The organism is Mycobacterium sp. SMC-17, from assembly GCF_045310915.1.
Taxonomy (GTDB): Bacteria; Actinomycetota; Actinomycetes; order Mycobacteriales; family Mycobacteriaceae; genus Mycobacterium.
Genome location: NZ_JBJIAK010000043.1, coordinates 1 through 16,106 on the forward strand (window position 1 = coordinate 1; position 16,106 = coordinate 16,106).

Annotated in this window: 18 protein-coding genes; 10 read left to right on the forward strand and 8 right to left on the reverse strand. The window is 67.9% G+C overall.

Annotated features, from left to right (window positions below):
• Positions 1 to 122 precede the first annotated feature (122 nt).
• A complete protein-coding gene (locus ACJH7A_RS22850) occupies positions 123 to 1,694 on the reverse strand; it encodes an MFS transporter (RefSeq protein ID WP_346415702.1) in 1,572 nt (523 codons plus the stop codon).
• A 63-nt stretch (positions 1,695 to 1,757) separates the two neighbouring features.
• Here ACJH7A_RS22850 and ACJH7A_RS22855 point away from each other — a divergent pair, with 63 nt between their 5' ends.
• Positions 1,758 to 2,408, forward strand: a complete 651-nt coding sequence (locus tag ACJH7A_RS22855) for a helix-turn-helix domain-containing protein (RefSeq protein ID WP_212814862.1) — start codon at positions 1,758 to 1,760, stop codon at positions 2,406 to 2,408.
• A 7-nt stretch (positions 2,409 to 2,415) separates the two neighbouring features.
• Here the strand turns inward: ACJH7A_RS22855 and ACJH7A_RS22860 are convergent, their stop codons facing one another.
• Together ACJH7A_RS22860 and ACJH7A_RS22865 are read right to left on the reverse strand one after the other, a co-directional pair.
• On the reverse strand, positions 2,416 to 3,207 hold the full coding sequence (locus tag ACJH7A_RS22860) for a thioesterase family protein (protein WP_212811999.1): 792 nt from the start codon (positions 3,205 to 3,207) through the stop codon (positions 2,416 to 2,418).
• Positions 3,204 to 4,040 carry a RecB family exonuclease gene (locus ACJH7A_RS22865; RefSeq protein ID WP_406802759.1) on the reverse strand — a complete coding sequence of 279 codons (837 nt, stop codon included), beginning with the start codon at positions 4,038 to 4,040 and terminating at the stop codon, positions 3,204 to 3,206. The genes ACJH7A_RS22860 and ACJH7A_RS22865 overlap by 4 nt, the downstream gene beginning before the upstream one ends.
• A gap of 82 nt (positions 4,041 to 4,122) precedes the next feature.
• Between ACJH7A_RS22865 and ACJH7A_RS22870 the strand changes: the two genes are divergently transcribed.
• Positions 4,123 to 4,950 (forward strand): tRNA (adenine-N1)-methyltransferase, encoded by an 828-nt coding sequence (locus tag ACJH7A_RS22870; RefSeq protein ID WP_406775945.1) that lies wholly within the window; start codon positions 4,123 to 4,125, stop codon positions 4,948 to 4,950.
• On the opposite strand, the gene ACJH7A_RS22875 is transcribed toward ACJH7A_RS22870, so the two are convergent.
• Genes ACJH7A_RS22875 through ACJH7A_RS22885 form a run of 3 tightly spaced genes read right to left on the reverse strand, consistent with a single transcriptional unit; the run spans position 4,947 to position 6,309 of the window.
• Positions 4,947 to 5,240, reverse strand: a complete 294-nt coding sequence (locus ACJH7A_RS22875) for a DUF503 domain-containing protein (protein ID WP_138248709.1) — start codon at positions 5,238 to 5,240, stop codon at positions 4,947 to 4,949. The two genes, ACJH7A_RS22870 and ACJH7A_RS22875, sit on opposite strands and share 4 nt — an antisense overlap.
• Before the next feature lie 8 nt (positions 5,241 to 5,248).
• Entirely contained in the window at positions 5,249 to 5,785 is a 537-nt protein-coding gene (locus ACJH7A_RS22880) for a hypothetical protein (RefSeq protein ID WP_061001619.1), read from the reverse strand.
• 17 nt (positions 5,786 to 5,802) lie between these two features.
• Positions 5,803 to 6,309, reverse strand: a complete 507-nt coding sequence (locus ACJH7A_RS22885) for a hypothetical protein (RefSeq protein ID WP_406802760.1) — start codon at positions 6,307 to 6,309, stop codon at positions 5,803 to 5,805.
• 168 nt (positions 6,310 to 6,477) lie between these two features.
• Here ACJH7A_RS22885 and arc point away from each other — a divergent pair, with 168 nt between their 5' ends.
• Positions 6,478 to 8,316 carry a proteasome ATPase gene (arc, locus tag ACJH7A_RS22890; RefSeq protein ID WP_374704280.1) on the forward strand — a complete coding sequence of 613 codons (1,839 nt, stop codon included), beginning with the start codon at positions 6,478 to 6,480 and terminating at the stop codon, positions 8,314 to 8,316.
• A gap of 57 nt (positions 8,317 to 8,373) precedes the next feature.
• Here arc and ACJH7A_RS22895 read toward each other — a convergent pair whose 3' ends face one another.
• Positions 8,374 to 9,528: a hypothetical protein gene (locus ACJH7A_RS22895; RefSeq protein ID WP_061001616.1), complete on the reverse strand. Its 1,155-nt coding sequence runs from the start codon at positions 9,526 to 9,528 to the stop codon at positions 8,374 to 8,376.
• A gap of 43 nt (positions 9,529 to 9,571) precedes the next feature.
• Between ACJH7A_RS22895 and dop the strand changes: the two genes are divergently transcribed.
• From dop to prcA, 4 genes are all read left to right on the forward strand, one after another.
• Positions 9,572 to 11,080 carry a depupylase/deamidase Dop gene (dop, locus tag ACJH7A_RS22900; RefSeq protein WP_061001615.1) on the forward strand — a complete coding sequence of 503 codons (1,509 nt, stop codon included), beginning with the start codon at positions 9,572 to 9,574 and terminating at the stop codon, positions 11,078 to 11,080.
• Between the two features lie 75 nt (positions 11,081 to 11,155).
• On the forward strand, positions 11,156 to 11,350 hold the full coding sequence (locus tag ACJH7A_RS22905) for a ubiquitin-like protein Pup (protein ID WP_064986355.1): 195 nt from the start codon (positions 11,156 to 11,158) through the stop codon (positions 11,348 to 11,350).
• Positions 11,347 to 12,189 (forward strand): proteasome subunit beta, encoded by an 843-nt coding sequence (gene prcB, locus ACJH7A_RS22910; protein WP_244872592.1) that lies wholly within the window; start codon positions 11,347 to 11,349, stop codon positions 12,187 to 12,189. The genes ACJH7A_RS22905 and prcB overlap by 4 nt, the downstream gene beginning before the upstream one ends.
• A complete protein-coding gene (prcA, locus tag ACJH7A_RS22915) occupies positions 12,189 to 12,953 on the forward strand; it encodes a proteasome subunit alpha (protein WP_212811990.1) in 765 nt (254 codons plus the stop codon). Before prcB ends, prcA begins: the two co-directional genes overlap by 1 nt.
• Here the strand turns inward: prcA and ACJH7A_RS22920 are convergent, their stop codons facing one another.
• The gene (locus tag ACJH7A_RS22920; RefSeq protein WP_212811989.1) at positions 12,954 to 13,568 is read right to left on the reverse strand and encodes a TetR/AcrR family transcriptional regulator C-terminal domain-containing protein; all 615 of its coding nucleotides are present in this window, start codon (positions 13,566 to 13,568) and stop codon (positions 12,954 to 12,956) included.
• Positions 13,569 to 13,651: 83 nt separating this feature from the next.
• On the opposite strand from ACJH7A_RS22920, the gene ACJH7A_RS22925 reads away from it, so the two are divergent.
• From ACJH7A_RS22925 to ACJH7A_RS22935, 3 genes are all read left to right on the forward strand, one after another.
• Complete coding sequence (locus ACJH7A_RS22925) at positions 13,652 to 14,635, forward strand: nitrilase-related carbon-nitrogen hydrolase (protein ID WP_053853861.1); 984 nt, start codon at positions 13,652 to 13,654, stop codon at positions 14,633 to 14,635.
• On the forward strand, positions 14,632 to 15,657 hold the full coding sequence (locus ACJH7A_RS22930) for an agmatine/peptidylarginine deiminase (protein ID WP_406802761.1): 1,026 nt from the start codon (positions 14,632 to 14,634) through the stop codon (positions 15,655 to 15,657). Before ACJH7A_RS22925 ends, ACJH7A_RS22930 begins: the two co-directional genes overlap by 4 nt.
• Positions 15,658 to 15,810: 153 nt before the next feature.
• The gene (locus tag ACJH7A_RS22935) at positions 15,811 to 16,086 is read left to right on the forward strand and encodes a DUF3303 domain-containing protein (RefSeq protein ID WP_212811987.1); all 276 of its coding nucleotides are present in this window, start codon (positions 15,811 to 15,813) and stop codon (positions 16,084 to 16,086) included.
• Positions 16,087 to 16,106: the final 20 nt, after the last annotated feature.

A 16,106-nucleotide genomic window follows, 5' to 3' on the forward strand; every position in this document is an offset into this window, starting at 1 on the left:
CGACAAGCCACACCTCACCCGGAGGTTCTCCCCACATCAAGCCAACACGCCCGCTACCAACGTCATGGCCGAGTACATCTAGCGCACAACAAACGGCGGCGCCGGCGCACGAACGCCAGGAGTCAAGCTTGCTGGGCCACCGGTGTGGTCGGCCCCGGTTGGTGTGACGCGCTCGGCGCGACGACCGGAGGCTGAAACCGTCGTCCGGGTAGCGCAAAGACGCCGGCGGCAGCCGCGGCGTAGCACAGCGCCGCGACGACGGCGCACGCCGCGGTGATGCCGCTGAGGAATGAATGTTGCACGGCGGCAAGGAGTTCGGGGTGTGCGGTGGCGATCCCGAACGCGGTCGGCACGGAGTCGCCGGCCTCCTCGGCTCTCCCGGTCGCCGCGAAGGCGCTGTCGGCGAGACGGGCGCTGAAGATCGACGAGAAGAGCGAACCGACGATGGCCACGCCGAGTGTGGCGCCCAGCTCGCGCGTGGCGTCGTTGACCGCCGAACCGATACCGGCGCGGGCCGGCGGCAGCACCAGCATGATGGATTCTGTTGCGGGAGTGGAGACCAGACCGATGCCCAGGCCCATGAGCACCATCTGCGCAACGATGGTGGCCCAGTAGGGGGTGTCGGTGTCGATGGTGCCGGCAATCCAGGCCATCGCGGTGCCGAAGGACGCCAGCCCGCTGACCACGACGACACGAGTACCGATACGCGGTGCGAGCAGCCCGCCGGCGATGGAGCCGATGGCGATGGACCCGGCGACGGGCAGGATGCGGGCACCGGTCGAGAACGGGCTGAATCCGCGCAGCACCTGGAAGTACTGCGTGATCAGGAAGATGAAGCCGGACAGTGCGAAGAAGGTGACGGCCACCGACGCACTGGCGGCGCTGAACCTGCGGTCGGTGAAGAGCCTGACGTCGAGCATGGGGTGCTCTGCGGCCTGCTCGATCGTCACGAAGGCCGGGGTCAGCGCCGCGGCAGCGACAAATCCGGACAGCGTCGCGGGGCTGTGCCAGCCGCGGGCGGGGGCTTCGATGATGGTGTAGACGAGCACCCCGAGGAGCGCGGTCGACGTGATCAGGCCCCGGATGTCGAGCGGTGGCACACCCGGGTCGCGCGATTCTGGCACCAGGAAGAACCCGAGAACCGCGGCCAGCAGCGCCAGCGGGATGAGCGCCCAGAAGACGCTGCTCCACGAAAAGTGTTCGAGCAGAAGGCCTCCGGTGACCGGTCCGGCGGCGACGCCGACGCCGACCACGGCGCCCCAACCGCCGAGTGCCGCCGCGCGTTGGCGGCGGTCGTCGAACGTGTTGGTGATGATCGACAGGGTGGTGGGGAAGATCAGCGCGGCGAAGACGCCCGTGCCGAACCGCGCCGCGACGAGGGCTTCGGTGCTGGTGGACGCCGCGCCGATGCCGCTGGTGACGGCGAATCCGAGCAATCCGATGAGGAGCGCCGGGCGGCGGCCGTAGCGGTCAGACAGGCCGCCTGCGGCCAAGACGAGGGCCGCGAAGGTCAGGGTGTAACCGTCGACGACCCATTGCAGGCCGCGGGTGTCGGCGTGCAGTTGGGTCGCGATGCTGGGCAGGGCGACGTTGACGATCGTCACGTCGAGGTTGATGGCCAGCACGGCGACGTAGACGGCGGCCAGGATGCCCGCCTTGCGGCGCGCAGGCCGAGTTGGTTGTTCGATGGTCATGGCCGCCGTCCCTCGAGATGGTTGATATAGTGAACTGTACTTTAAATTAGCAAGTGGGTGATGATGAGTCGAGACTACGGCCAGTACTGCGGTCTTGCCAGGGCGCTGGATGTGGTGGGTGACAGGTGGAATCTGCTGGTCGTCCGCCAGCTCCTGATCGGGCCGGCACGCTTCGGTGAGCTGCGGGAGGGGCTGCCGGGGATCGCGACGAACCTATTGACCGACCGGCTCCGCGATCTCGAATCCGCCGGCGTGGTGGAACGGCGCCTGTCCGGGGAGGCCAACGCGATCACGTACGCCCTCACCGACTGGGGTGCTCGGCTGCGGGAGCCGATCTACGCCATGATCCGATGGTCGACGCCGCTGATGATCCGCGGCCCGGAGGGCGATTCCTTCCGCGCCGACGGACTGCTCCTGGCGCTGCCGGCCTTGTTGTCCACGCGTGTGCCCGGCGATCGGCCGACCACGGTGGGAATCGTGGTGGACGGCGTCACCGTCCAACTGAGTGCGACCGAGTCCGGCATCGACGTCGGCTGGCCCGATGGCCGCCAGCTCGAAGCCGTGCTGACGGCCGAGGCTCAGATTGTGCTCGGGCTCGCGGCAGGCCTGCTCGCCCTCGATGACGTCGCGCCACTCGTGGACATCAGCGGCGACCTCGCGGCGTTGCGCGTTTTCTTCGACGCGCCCACGTCGGCGGTCGACGTCGGCAAGTGATCCCGACTCAGCGTCGCTGCACCAGCAGCGTCTGCGCTGACGTCCCGATGAAGCCCTGTTCGTCGAACAGCTCGGCGGTGGTCGACCCGAGACCGTCGGGCCCGATCGAACCACGCGCCCGCAGGCAGAACTCCGAGCCGACGGGCGCGCGGTGCAGGTGCACCGTGGTGTCGGTGTTCATGAACATGAACTCGTTCGGATCCAGCGCGGCGCCAACGCCATTCGCGGAGTCGACGACCATCGCCAGCCGTTGCAGGTCGGTCGGTTTCTCGTCGTCGACCAACGAGACCAGCGGCTGCATCCACACGACGGCCGCGCCCGCGTCGTCAGGCTGCGGAACCCAGGTGACCGTCTCCAGGTAGCCGGGCCGGCCCTGCCAGTGATGCCGGAAACCGGTGTCGGGCAACCGCTTCATCGGCGGGTAGCGGTCCAGGGCGGCGTCTCTCGTATCAGTTGTTGCCAACAACCAGGCCGACATCCGCGCGACCGCACGTTCGGAACCGTCGCGCTGCGCGGCCGTCATCTCCGCGGTCATCATGCAGATCCGCGAACCGGGCCGCGACACCCACGCCCGAACCGCAACCGGCGCAACCGGAATGGCGCCGAGGATGTCGAGAGTCAGCCGGCCGACCTGCATGCCGGTACCGGCGGCGAGCTCCTCGATCGACTTGGTCAGCAGCGCCAAGGGCGGTGATCCGTGCTGAATGCTCGAATCCCAGTTGCTGCCGGTGCCTTCGGTCGATTCGAAGCGTTGAACATCACCGTCGGCGTCGAGCCGACGGTAGTAGCAGTCGATCATGCGATTCCGAAACCGTCGGGCCAGCCCGGATAGGGCGGGGGAGTGCCGCCGAACGCGGGGCACAGGTCTTGGTGCGTGCACCAGGAACATAGCTTGGACGGGTTGGGCCGGAAGTCGCCGGTCTCGCCCGACTTCTGGATGGCGTGCCAGATGGCCATCAGGGTCTTCTCGAACCGCTCCAACTCGGCCAGGTCGGGGCTGTAGTCGAGGACCTGGCCGTCGGCGAGGTACAGCAGCCGCAGCCGCGCCGGCACCACGCCCCGCAGCCGGAGCAGCGCCACCGCGTAGAACTTCATCTGGAACATGGCCTTGAACTCGGCCAGTGCCCGCGCTTCCGGAGGGGCCTTCCCGGTCTTGTAGTCGACCACGCGGAGCTCGCCGGTCGGCGCGACGTCGATCCGGTCGACGAAACCGCGCAGCAGGGTGCCGTCGGACAACTCGACCTCGACGCGTTGTTCGCAGCTCTGCGGGTCGAAGCGCGTCGGATCCTCGAGCCGGTAGTAACCCGACAGCAGGGCCCGCGCTTCCTTCAGCAGCGTCTCCCGCAGCTCGGGCGCGATCTCCTCGGCCAACTCGGGCTTCTCTGCCACCACGGCGTCCCACGCCGGTGTCACCAGGGACAACGCGGTCTCCGGCACGCGGTCGGTGGCAGGCAGCGCGTACAGCTGCTCCAACGCGGCGTGCACCACCGAGCCGCGCAACTGCGCGGTCGACGGCGGCTCCGGCAGCCGGTCGATGGCCCGGAACCGGTACAGCAGCGGGCACTGTTTGAAGTCACCGGCCCGCGACGGCGACAGCGCCGGCCGCCGGGTGGGCGCAGTGGGGGTGGTCATGCCAGCAGCTTAAGTGGGGGCAACGACAAAGTTGCCGAACCCCGGCCGTCCGCCCGGGCGGGTCGGCTGGCAGGCTGGCCCGGTGAGAATCACCGGACCCTTCACCGTCGGCGACCGCGTCCAACTGACCGACGCCAAAGGCCGGCACTACACGATGGTGCTGGCGACAGGTGGGGAATTCCACACCCATCGCGGCATCATCGCCCACGATTCGGTGATCGACCAGCCCGAGGGCAGCGTCGTGAAATCCACCAACGGCGACCCGTTCCTGGTGCTGCGTCCGCTGCTGATCGACTACGTCCTCTCGATGCCGCGCGGCGCGCAGGTGATCTACCCCAAGGACGCCGCGCAGATCGTGCACGAGGGCGACATCTTCCCGGGTGCAAGGGTTTTGGAAGCCGGCGCGGGTTCCGGCGCGTTGACGTGTTCGCTGCTGCGCGCCGTCGGCCCGGGCGGCTCTGTGACGTCCTACGAAGTGCGCGACGACCATGCGGTGCACGCGGTGCGCAACGTCGAGACCTTCTTCGGCGAACGGCCGGAGAACTGGAACCTGGTCATCGCCGACCTCAATGACCACGACGGTGGCGAGGTCGATCGGGTGGTGCTCGACATGCTCGCGCCGTGGGACGTGCTGGAGACGGTGTCGAAGGCGCTGGTCCCGGGCGGCGTCCTGATCGTCTACGTCGCGACCGTCACGCAGCTGTCGAAGACGGTCGAGGCGCTGCGTGAGCAGCAGTGCTGGACCGAGCCGCGGTCGTGGGAGTCGCTGCAGCGCGGCTGGGACGTCGTCGGACTCGCGGTGCGCCCGCAGCATTCGATGCGGGGCCACACCGCGTTCCTGATCAGCGCGCGCCGCCTCGCGCCGGGGGCGGTGACGCCGCAGCCGCTGCGGCGCAAGCGCAACATCTAGTCCTCGCTGCTGACGAGGCCGCGCCGCGCGGACAGCAGCTCGATCTCCGGGCGTCCCGCAACCTGACGTTCGGCGGCATCGAGCACCTCGACGACGTGATGGCGGTCAGCCGCCACGACCGACACCCCGATGGCCGCCCGGCGGTGCAGATCCTGATTTCCGCTCTCGGCTGCGGACACGTAGAACTTGCGCTGCAGTTCGGCGATGATCGGCCGGATCACCGAGCGCTTCTCTTTGAGTGAGTGCACATCGCCCAGCAACAGGTCGAATTCCAGCCACCCGACCCACATTCGACAGCTCAGCGACCAGGCGTCGGTGCCGCGCCCGACGCGCCCGGTCCGCCGGGTTGTCCCAGCTTGAGCAGCAGGTTGGCGGTTTGCCGGTTCAGCTGCCAGGCGTCCCGGATGGGGCTGAATTCCATGGGGAACGTGAACTTGTTGTCCGGCGCGGCGACCGAACTGATGGTGATCGTGGCGATGATGTCGCCCGGCTGCCCGGCCGACCACAGCAGGTCGGTCGCCGTGACGTTCATCGGGTTGAAGCCGTTGTCGCGAAGCGCCCTGGTGAAGTTGTCGAGCCCGGCCTGGTCCTCGGCGGTGCCGTATTGGATCAGCCCGATCTTTTGTGCCGACGGCACCGCGGGGTCCGCGATCTTGTACAGCACCGCGGTGATCGCGTCGGGTGACGGCAGCGGCGCCGCCTCGGGCGCCTTGGCGTCGGTGGTCAGCAGTGAACGGGGCATCGGGTCGGCCGGCGGCTCGACATGCTCACTGCACCCGGCCAACCCGATCGCCGCCGCGACGACGGCGATCAAGGTCCCTCGGGTCGGATTCACCGGGCTGGTCCTGGCGCCTACTTAACCGACGACAGCAGGGCCATGGCCGAGCCCTTGGACAGTTGCCAGCCGGTGGGGCTGGAGCCGGCGACGAAGGTCAGCGGCTGGGCTGCGGTGGCGCCGGTGGCCGCGGTGGCGGTGACGTTGGCCGTCGCGGTGCCGTCTCCGAGGTCATCGATGTCGGCAACGGCGAAGCTCATGGGGAACACGCCCTGCTTCACGGCGTTGCTGTAGGCCCGGTCGGCGGTGATGGCCTCGAGCCGCCCCACGCCGCCCTGGATGTAGCTGCCCTTGGACCCGGCGAAGCTCCCGGCGGCGGTCAGCCCGTTGAGCGTCGAGACCAGCGACGACTGCAGGCCCGGCGCGGGCGCCTGCGGCAGCGGGACCTGGCGGACGACCGGCGCGACCGCGGTCGACGTGCCGGTGGTCGGGATGGCCGTCTGCGAAGCCACGGTCGTACCGACTGCTGCGGCGCCGACGAGGGCGGTGGCTGCGATGCCGGTGACGAGGGATTTGACGATCACTGCGGTCCTTTCGATGAGCCCGACTCGGGTATGAGGTTAACAGCGCGGTCAGAGGGACACCCGTGTGTCGCAATTCCTTCGACGCCCACGATCGGCAGATCGCCGGTAGCGTTGAGGTATCCGCCGCACCAACTTCCGGTGTGGGAAAGGAGCAGCAAGATGTCTGAAATGGATCGCCCGGACGCCTTCGGCAGCCCGGGCACATCTCGTCAGAACCCCATGTCCAGCACCGATGCCGCCGAGTTGGCGCGGCTTCGCAGCGAGACGGCGGCGCTGCGAGAGCAGCTCACGAACGCGGCCGCGACGCATCGCGGACCGCGTGACGTGCAGCAACTCGAAGCCCGCATCGATTCGCTGACGACCCGCAACGGCAAGTTGATGGACACGCTCAAAGAGGCGCGGCAGCAGTTGCTGGCGCTCCGTGAGGAAGTCGATCGGCTGGGGCAGCCGCCCAGCGGGTACGGCGTCCTGCTGCTCACCCACGACGACGACACCGTCGACGTCTTCACCTCCGGCCGCAAGATGCGGCTGTCGGTGTCGCCGAACATCGAGGTGTCCGAACTCAAGCAGGGCCAGACCGTCCGCCTCAACGAGGCGCTGACAGTGGTCGAGGCCGGGTCGTTCGAGTCGGTCGGCGAGATCAGCACCCTGCGCGAAATCCTGAACGACGGGAAGCGTGCCCTCGTCGTCGGCCATGCCGACGAGGAGCGCATCGTCTGGCTCGCCGAGCCGCTGATCGCGCTCGAATTCCTCGACCCCGAGGTCGCCGAGGTGCTCGAGGGCGTCGACGACCTGGCCGACGAGCGGGCGCGCAAGCTCCGCCCGGGCGACTCGCTGCTGGTCGACAGCAAGGCCGGGTACGCCTTCGAGCGCATCCCCAAGGCCGAGGTCGAGGACCTGGTCCTCGAAGAGGTGCCCGACGTCGCCTACAGCGACATCGGTGGCCTGACGCGGCAGATCGAGTTGATCCGCGACGCCGTCGAGCTGCCGTTCCTGCACAAGGACCTGTACCGGGAGTACGCGCTGCGGCCGCCGAAGGGCGTGCTGCTGTACGGCCCTCCTGGTTGCGGCAAGACGCTCATCGCAAAGGCCGTCGCCAACTCGCTGGCGAAGAAGATGGCCGAGCTGCGCGGCGACGACGCCCGGGAAGCGAAGAGTTACTTCCTGAACATCAAGGGTCCCGAGCTGCTCAACAAGTTCGTCGGCGAGACCGAGCGGCACATCCGCCTGATCTTCCAGCGCGCTCGCGAGAAGGCCTCCGAGGGCACCCCGGTGATCGTGTTCTTCGACGAGATGGACTCGATCTTCCGTACCCGTGGCACCGGCGTCAGCTCCGACGTCGAAACCACCGTGGTGCCACAGCTTCTCAGTGAGATCGACGGTGTCGAAGGCCTGGAGAACGTCATCGTCATCGGCGCCTCCAACCGCGAGGACATGATCGACCCGGCCATCCTGCGGCCCGGCCGCCTGGACGTGAAGATCAAGATCGAGCGGCCGGACGCCGAAGCGGCGCAGGACATCTTCAGCAAGTACCTCACCGAGGAACTGCCGGTGCACGCCGACGACCTCGCCGAGTTCAACGGCGATCGCGCGCTGACCATCAAGGCCATGATCGAGAAGATCGTGGACCGGATGTACGCGGAGATCGACGACAACCGCTTCCTCGAGGTCACCTACGCCAACGGCGACAAGGAGGTCATGTACTTCAAGGACTTCAACTCCGGTGCCATGATCCAGAACGTCGTGGACCGGGCCAAGAAGTACGCCATCAAGTCGGTGCTGGAAACCGGGCAGCGCGGTCTGCGGGTGCAGCATCTGCTGGACTCCATCGTCGACGAGTTCGCCGAGAACGAGGACCTGCCCAACACCACCAATCCCGATGACTGGGCACGGATTTCGGGCAAGAAGGGCGAGCGGATCGTCTACATCCGCACGCTGGTCACCGGCAAGAGTTCGTCGGCCAGCCGGGCCATCGATACCGAGAGCAACCTGGGGCAGTACCTGTAACAGGACAGCAGGTGTGGGGGCCGTGCGCGCAATACTCCGGAATTGCGCACATGGCCCTCACTCATGTCTGAGGTCGGCGAGGTAGCGGTCCCGTGCGTCGAGCCGGCGGCGCAGGCTGTCGACCTGTGGGTCGACGAACTCGGCGCGGTACTCGGCATCGGTCGTGGTGCGCGCCGTGATGTACATGAAGGTCAGGGCGCCCAGGAAGAGCGTCGTCTGGATCAGTGACTCCGGAATGGGCAGTGTCATGCCGAAGATGGTGCCGTCGGGCGAGCCGTTGCCCCGCGTCCATTCCGCCAGCAGCTTCGGGCTGATCAGGATCAGGCCGAGCACCAGGAAGATGAAGGCCGTCACCAGCGCGACGATCAGCAGTTGCAGCACCTGCGACATGGCCAGGACGAACACGACGTTGACACGTTCGATGCGCGACAACGGGATTCGGTGCGCGGGCGCGGGCAGGTGCACGAACGGGGTGTCGGCCAGTACCGCGTCCTGGGCCTCGGGTGCGTCAGGCGCCGACGCCGTCAGGATCGGCCGGACCCGGTCGATGGTGGTCGCGATGACGAACGCCACGGCGATCAGCGCCAGGAAGCCCAGCGCGGACCACAGCCGGGCCCGGCTGACGATGGCCGCCATCAGCCAGACGTAGGTGTTGAAGAACACCAGCACCGTCAGCAGCATGATCGGCAGGGCCCGCACGAAGAGGCTGCCCACGAGCGTCAGGTTGTGCGCCGTGGTGTCCAGGGCCCAGCCGAGAATCGAGCCGATTCCGGTCGCGGTACAGACCAGGATGACGGCGACGATCACGCCGACGTAGATCAGGTTGCCGCCGACTTTCGGACCGGGACCGCCGAGCACCGTGCCGACGGCACACACGGCCACCGATACCGCGGCCACGCCGGCACGATTGCGCCACGACGCGATGCGCGACACCAGCCAGCCCGCCAGCGCGGCCACCGGCGCCACCAGCAGGAGTAACGCCAGGACGAACCACTCGGTCCGGGTGGGCTGCCCCTCGATGTTGATGGTGTGTTTGCCGGTGACGGCGGTGACGAGGATCGAGTTGGCCATGAACACCGCGAACGCGGCCAGCGCCGGGGCCGAGCGTTGCCACAGCCGCCGTACCAGCGCCCCCGGACGCAGTACCGCGGGCAGCCCGCGGCGCAGAAACCAGGTCTCGGCGGCGACCCGGTCTGCCGGTGATGTGGTCATGCGGCTAATCGTCGCGTATCGACAGCCGTCTAGTCTTGGCGGCATGCAACGGATCATCGGAACTGAGGTCGAATACGGCATTTCGTCGCCGTCTGATCCGACCGCGAACCCGATCCTCACGTCCACCCAGGCGGTGCTGGCGTACGCGGCGGCCAGCGGCATCCAGCGGGCCAAGCGCACGCGGTGGGACTACGAGGTGGAGTCCCCGCTGCGCGACGCGCGTGGCTTCGACCTGAGCCGCTCCACGGGCCCGGCTCCGATCGTCGACGCCGACGAGATCGGCGCGGCGAACATGATCCTCACCAACGGCGCGCGCCTGTACGTCGACCATGCCCACCCGGAGTACTCCGCTCCCGAGGTCACCGACCCGATGGACGCGGTCATCTGGGACAAGGCCGGCGAACGCGTCATGGAGGCCGCTGCGCGCTACGTCGCCAGCGTCCCGGGTGCGGCCCGGCTGCAGCTGTACAAGAACAACGTCGACGGCAAGGGCGCGTCGTACGGCACGCACGAGAACTATCTGATGAGCCGGCAGACGCCGTTCAACTCGGTGATCGCCGGCCTGACGCCGTTCTTCGTGTCCCGCCAGGTCGTGACGGGTTCCGGCCGGGTCGGCATCGGGCAGTCGGGGGACGAGCCGGGGTTCCAGCTGACGCAGCGCGCCGACTACATCGAGGTCGAGGTGGGGCTCGAGACGACGCTCAAGCGCGGCATCATCAACACCCGCGACGAGCCACACGCCGACGCCGACAAGTACCGCCGGCTGCACGTCATCATCGGTGACGCCAACCTGGCCGAGACGTCGACGTACCTCAAGGTGGGCACCACGTCGCTGGTGCTCGATCTGATCGAGTTCGGGCCGGCCGAGGGCATCGAGCTGTCCGACCTGGCGCTGGCGCGCCCGGTGCACGCGGTGCACGTCATCAGCCGGGACCCGTCGCTGCGCGCGACCGTGGCCCTGGCCGACGGCCGCGAGCTGACCGGCCTTGCGCTGCAACGCATCTACCTGGACCGGGTGGCCAAGCTGCAGGAACGCCGCGATCCGGACCCGCGCGCGGACCACGTCCTGGAGACCTGGGCCCACGTGCTGGACCTGCTGGAACGCGATCCGATGGAATGCGCCGACCTCCTGGACTGGCCGGCCAAGCTGCGCCTGCTGGAGGGCTTCCGGCAGCGGGAGAACCTGAGTTGGAACGCGCCGCGCCTGCACCTGGTGGACCTGCAGTACTCCGATGTGCGGCTGGACAAGGGTCTGTACAACCGCCTGGTGGCGCGCGGCTCGATGAAGCGGCTGGTCACCGAGCAGCAGGTGCTCGACGCGGTGGAGAATCCGCCCACCGATACCCGCGCCTACTTCCGTGGTGAGTGCCTGCGCCGGTTCGGCGCGGACATCGCCGCGGCCAGCTGGGACTCGGTGATTTTCGATCTCGGCGGCGAGTCGCTGGTGCGGATTCCGACGCTGGAACCGCTGCGTGGAAGCAAGGCTCACGTCGGTGCGTTGCTCGATTCGGTGGACAGTGCGGTCGAGTTGGTGGAGCAGCTCACGACGTAACTGGTTGTGTTCCCGGGGAACCCGGGCGCGGACCGGTAGTGTGAAGTCAGAGAATCGAGCAATCAGGAGGCGGCGATGGCTCAGGAACAGACCAAGCGCGGCGGTGGCGGCGGCGAGGACGACGACCTCTCCGGCCCGTCCGCAGCAGGTCAGGAACGTCGCGAGAAGCTCGCTGAGGACACCGACGACCTGCTCGACGAGATCGACGACGTGCTGGAAGAGAACGCTGAGGACTTCGTGCGCGCGTACGTCCAAAAGGGCGGCCAGTGACGGCAGCGTTCGGGCCTTTCTCTGATCGACTGGATGTCAACTCACCCCACCTGAACCTGTCCTCGTTTTCGGACTTCCTCAGCCGGCAGGCGCCCCACCTGCTGCCGGTGGTGGGTGATTCTGTGACCAGCGGTGCCGACTTGCCCCACGGCACGACGATCGTCGCGATCAAGTTCCCCGGTGGCGTGCTGATCGCGGGTGACCGCCGCGCCACCCAGGGCAACATGATCGCCAGCCGCGACGTGCAGAAGGTGCACATCGCCGACGATTACACCGCGACCGGTATCGCCGGCACCGCGGCCATCGCCGTGGAGTTCGCACGGCTGTACGCCGTCGAACTCGAGCATTACGAGAAGCTCGAGGGCGTGCCGCTGACGTTCCGCGGCAAGGTCAACCGGCTCGCCATCATGGTGCGCGGCAATCTCGGTGCGGCCCTGCAGGGCTTCGTCGCGCTGCCGCTGCTGGTGGGCTACGACCTGGACGACTCCGACCCGGGCAATGCCGGTCGCATCGTCTCGTTCGACGCCGCGGGTGGCTGGAACATCGAGGAAGAGGGCTACCAGTCGGTGGGCTCGGGTTCGCTGTTCGCCAAGTCATCGATCAAGAAGCTGTATTCGCATGTGACCGACGCCGATTCGGCGCTGAAGGTCGCCATCGAGTCGCTGTACGACGCGGCCGACGACGATTCGGCCACCGGCGGACCGGATCTGACGCGTGGCATCTATCCGACCGCGGTACTGATCGGTGCCGAGGGCGCCGAAGAGGTCACCGAGGAGCGCATCGCCGCGCTGGCCCGGGAAGTCATCGCCAACCGGACGCGCGCGAGAGGTAATGCCTGATGAGCTTTCCGTATTTCATCTCGCCCGAACAGGCGATGCGGGAACGGTCCGAGCTTGCGCGCAAAGGTATTTCGCGGGGTCGCAGCGTTGTCGTGCTGGCCTACGACGGGGGCGTGCTGTTCGTGGCGGAGAACCCGTCGCGGTCACTGCAGAAGGTCAGCGAGCTGTATGACCGCGTCGGTTTCGCCGCGGTCGGCCGGTTCAACGAGTTCGACAACCTGCGTCGTGGCGGCATCCAGTTCGCCGACACCCGGGGCTACGCCTACGACCGGCGCGACGTCACCGGCCGCCAGTTGGCCAACGTGTACGCCCAGACCCTCGGCACCATCTTCACCGAGCAGGCCAAGCCCTACGAGGTCGAACTGTGCGTCGCCGAGGTGGCGCACTACGGCGAGACGAAAGCCCCTGAGCTGTACCGGATCACGTACGACGGGTCCATCGCCGACGAGCCGCATTTCGTCGTCATGGGTGGTACCACCGAGCCGATCATTGCCGCACTCAACGACTCCTACCAGGAGAACGCGAGCCTGGCCGACGCGGTGAAGATCGCCGTCGACGCGCTGCACGCCGGGGCCGGCGACCGCGTGTTGGGGGCCGCGACGCTCGAGGTGGCGATCCTCGATGCCAAGAAGCCGCGCCGCGCGTTCCGCCGGATCACCGGGGCGGCGCTGGACGCGGTTCTGCCGAAGGTTGAGGTGGAGGCCAAGGACGGCGACAAGGCCGCCGAGGGCGAGGGCAAGCCCGAGGGCGACGCCGCCGAGTAGTCACTCGGCCGAGGGGACCGCCGCCAGTCCGCGCAGTAGCACCGTGATGCCGAATTCGAAGGCATCGTCGGCGCGTTCGGGTTTGGTGCTGCCGGTGGCCAGTGCGGCCGCGAACTCCGGACCGACATCGGCACCGGCCTGCCAGGGTTCGTCGGGCGCGGCCACGTCGAGTGCCGAGCCCAGCACGAACGAGTCGATCAGGGTGATGGCCCGTAGCGTGTCCGCGGGATCGAACCCGGCCCGGTCGAACGCCACAGCCAGCACGTTGTACATGGTGAGGGCGTGGTCGCTGTTCACCGCGTGCGACGTCAGCAGGGGGATGAGCCGCGGGTAGCGGGCGTAGCTCTGGCGGTAGGACCGCATGATGTCGGCGACGACGTCGGTCCACGGGCGCTGCGGGTCGTCGGCGGGCAGTGCGACCCCGGACATCGCCCGTTCACGCAGCAGCTCGACGATCTGTTCACGTCCTGCGACGTGGTTGTACAGCGATGACGGGCTGACCTTGAGGGCCCGGGCCAGTTCCGGCACGGTGAAGCCGCCGGTCTTGTTGACCAAATCCATTGCTGCGCCGGCGATGCGATCCGTGGAAAGCAGCGGTTTGGAGGGGCGGCCCATGGCATATGTCTACTACCTCTTTACAAGCGGGGGTAAGTGGGGCCAGAATAAAACGAATCTAATTCGTTTTAGGAGTCGAGCTGATGATCACCCTGACCGCCACCGCACCCGAGTCGCTGTCCCGCAGCACCGAGTCGACGCGCCCGCCGGTGCGGGTCGGCCTGGTGCAGCACCGCTGGCGTCCCGATGCCGATGAGCTCGCCAAGGTGCTGCGTGACGGCATCGACCGCGCGGCCGGAGAGGGCGCCGCGCTGGTCTGCCTGCCGGAGATCACCCTGCTGCGGTATCCCGCCGACACCCCGGCCGGCCCGAACCCGGGGGATACCGCCGAAGATCTCCTCGACGGACCGACGTTCGCACTCGCCGCCGAGGCGGCCCGCGCCAACGGCATCTTCGTGCACGCGTCGCTTTACGAAAAGTCGCCGGCGGCAGACGGTTTGGGCTTCAACACGGCGATCCTGGTCTCCCCGTCGGGCGAGCTCGCCGGCCGGACCCGCAAGATGCACATCCCGATCTCGGCGGGCTACTACGAGGACACCTACTTCCGGGCCGGTCCTGCCGAGGGCAACCCGTACCCGGTCTACGAGCCGGAGGGACTCGGCGCCAAGCTCGGAATGCCGACGTGCTGGGACGAATGGTTCCCCGAGGTGGCTCGCAACTACTCGCTCGGCGGTGCGGAGATCGTCGTCTACCCGACGGCCATCGGATCCGAACCGGTCTTCCCGGCGTTCGACACGCAGCCGCTGTGGCAGCAGGTCATCGTCGCCAACGGCATCAACAGCGGCCTTTTCATGGTGGTGCCCAACCGAATTGGCGACGAGGGCACCGTGACCTTCTACGGCTCGTCGTTCATCTCCGACCCCTATGGCCGGGTGCTGGTGCAGGCGCCGCGCGACGAGGAGGCGGTGCTGGTCGCCGATCTGGACCTCGACCAGCGCCGCGACTGGCTGGAGCTGTTCCCGTTCCTGCTGACCCGCCGGCCCGAGAGCTACGGCGCGCTGACCGCACCGGTCGACGCGCAACGTCCGTACGGCGCCGGCCACGAGGCCACCGCGGTGGTGAAATGACGAACTACGTGATGCCTGCGGAGAGCGCACCACAGGACCGGGTGTGGATGGCGTTCCCGTCCGAAGGATATTCCTTGGGGGACAACGAAACCGAACACCACGAGGCGCGCTCGACATGGGCTGCCGTGGCCCACGCGGTGCTGGAGTTCGAGCCGGTGACCGTCGTGGTTGACCCCGCGGAGACGGCTGCCGCGCGGCGGTATCTGTCCGCCGAGGTCGACATCGTCGAGGCGCCGCTCAACGACGCCTGGATGCGCGACATCGGCCCGACCTTCGTGCACGCCGCCGACGGTTCGGTGGCCGCGGTGGACTGGGTGTTCAACGGCTGGGGCGGCCAGGACTGGGCACGCTGGGATCGTGACGCGAAAATCGGTGCCGCCGTGGCTGGTTGGGCCGGCGTTCCGGTGATCAGTTCGGCGTTGGTCAACGAGGGCGGCGGTATCCAGGTCGACGGGCAGGGCACGGTGCTGGTCACCGAGACCGTCCAACTCGACCCCGGCCGCAATCCCGGCGCCACCAAGGCCGACATCGAGGCCGAACTGGCCCGCACCCTCGGCGCCACCCACGCCGTGTGGTTGCCGCGTGGTCTGACACGCGACTCGGAGCGCTTCGGCACCCGCGGACACGTCGACATCGTCGCGGCCATCACGTCACCGGGGCGCCTGCTGCTGCATGCGCAGCGCTCCGATGTGCATCCGGACCACCTGGTGTGCAAGGAGATTCGCGAGGCCCTCGCCGAGACCTGTGACGCCGCGGGCCGGCCGTGGGAGATCATCGAACTTCCCGCACCGGACCTGCTGACCGATGCCGAGGGCTACGTCGACTACAGCTACATCAACCACCTGGTGGTCAACGGCGGCGTCATCGCGTGCGCGTTCGGTGATCCGCGCGACGCCGACGCGGCGGCGATCCTGGCCGAGCAGTATCCCGGCCGGCGCGTGGTCAGCGTCGATGCCCGGCCGCTGTTCGAGCGCGGCGGTGGCATCCACTGCATCACGCAGCACCAGCCGTCGGCGCAGTGATCTGATCTCAGCCATTTGGCTGATGACCCAGCTGCCCGGGTGGTGCTTTATTGAAGTCATCGCCCCATGGACGCCGCTGATGTTCGGGAGGTCGCGACGGCTCCTCGGCCGCGACCCGCAGTGCCCGACAACTGACTTCAAAGGCGGCTTCTCATGAAATATCTGGTGCAATGGCATGCCATCGATCCGGCTCGGATGCGGGCGACGGCCGAACACTTCCTGCAGACGGGTGCGAAACCGCCCGACGGAGCGACCCAACTCGGCAGGTGGTTCGGCCTCAACGGCAGCGGCTGCTCGGTGATCGAGGCTGCTGACGCCAAGCCGGTGTTCGAGCTCATCTCCGAATGGCAGGAGTATCTCCAGATCGAAGCCACCCCGGTACTCGAAGACGACGAGTTCGGCGCGATCGTCGCCAAGCTGTACAGCTAGCGGCGGTGTCACGGCGACCG

Bases quoted from the DNA above. Each gene is read 5' to 3' on its own strand.
- ACJH7A_RS22850 (WP_346415702.1), bottom strand. From the start codon at position 1,694: ATGACCATCGAACAACCAACTCGGCCTGCGCGCCGCAAGGCGGGCATC.
- ACJH7A_RS22855 (WP_212814862.1), top strand. From the start codon at position 1,758: ATGAGTCGAGACTACGGCCAGTACTGCGGTCTTGCCAGGGCGCTGGAT.
- ACJH7A_RS22860 (WP_212811999.1), bottom strand. From the start codon at position 3,207: ATGATCGACTGCTACTACCGTCGGCTCGACGCCGACGGTGATGTTCAA.
- ACJH7A_RS22865 (WP_406802759.1), bottom strand. From the start codon at position 4,040: ATGACCACCCCCACTGCGCCCACCCGGCGGCCGGCGCTGTCGCCGTCG.
- ACJH7A_RS22875 (WP_138248709.1), bottom strand. From the start codon at position 5,240: ATGTGGGTCGGGTGGCTGGAATTCGACCTGTTGCTGGGCGATGTGCAC.
- arc (WP_374704280.1), top strand. From the start codon at position 6,478: ATGGATCGCCCGGACGCCTTCGGCAGCCCGGGCACATCTCGTCAGAAC.
- ACJH7A_RS22895 (WP_061001616.1), bottom strand. From the start codon at position 9,528: ATGACCACATCACCGGCAGACCGGGTCGCCGCCGAGACCTGGTTTCTG.
- dop (WP_061001615.1), top strand. From the start codon at position 9,572: ATGCAACGGATCATCGGAACTGAGGTCGAATACGGCATTTCGTCGCCG.
- ACJH7A_RS22905 (WP_064986355.1), top strand. From the start codon at position 11,156: ATGGCTCAGGAACAGACCAAGCGCGGCGGTGGCGGCGGCGAGGACGAC.
- prcA (WP_212811990.1), top strand. From the start codon at position 12,189: ATGAGCTTTCCGTATTTCATCTCGCCCGAACAGGCGATGCGGGAACGG.
- ACJH7A_RS22920 (WP_212811989.1), bottom strand. From the start codon at position 13,568: ATGGGCCGCCCCTCCAAACCGCTGCTTTCCACGGATCGCATCGCCGGC.
- ACJH7A_RS22925 (WP_053853861.1), top strand. From the start codon at position 13,652: ATGATCACCCTGACCGCCACCGCACCCGAGTCGCTGTCCCGCAGCACC.
- ACJH7A_RS22930 (WP_406802761.1), top strand. From the start codon at position 14,632: ATGACGAACTACGTGATGCCTGCGGAGAGCGCACCACAGGACCGGGTG.
- ACJH7A_RS22935 (WP_212811987.1), top strand. From the start codon at position 15,811: ATGAAATATCTGGTGCAATGGCATGCCATCGATCCGGCTCGGATGCGG.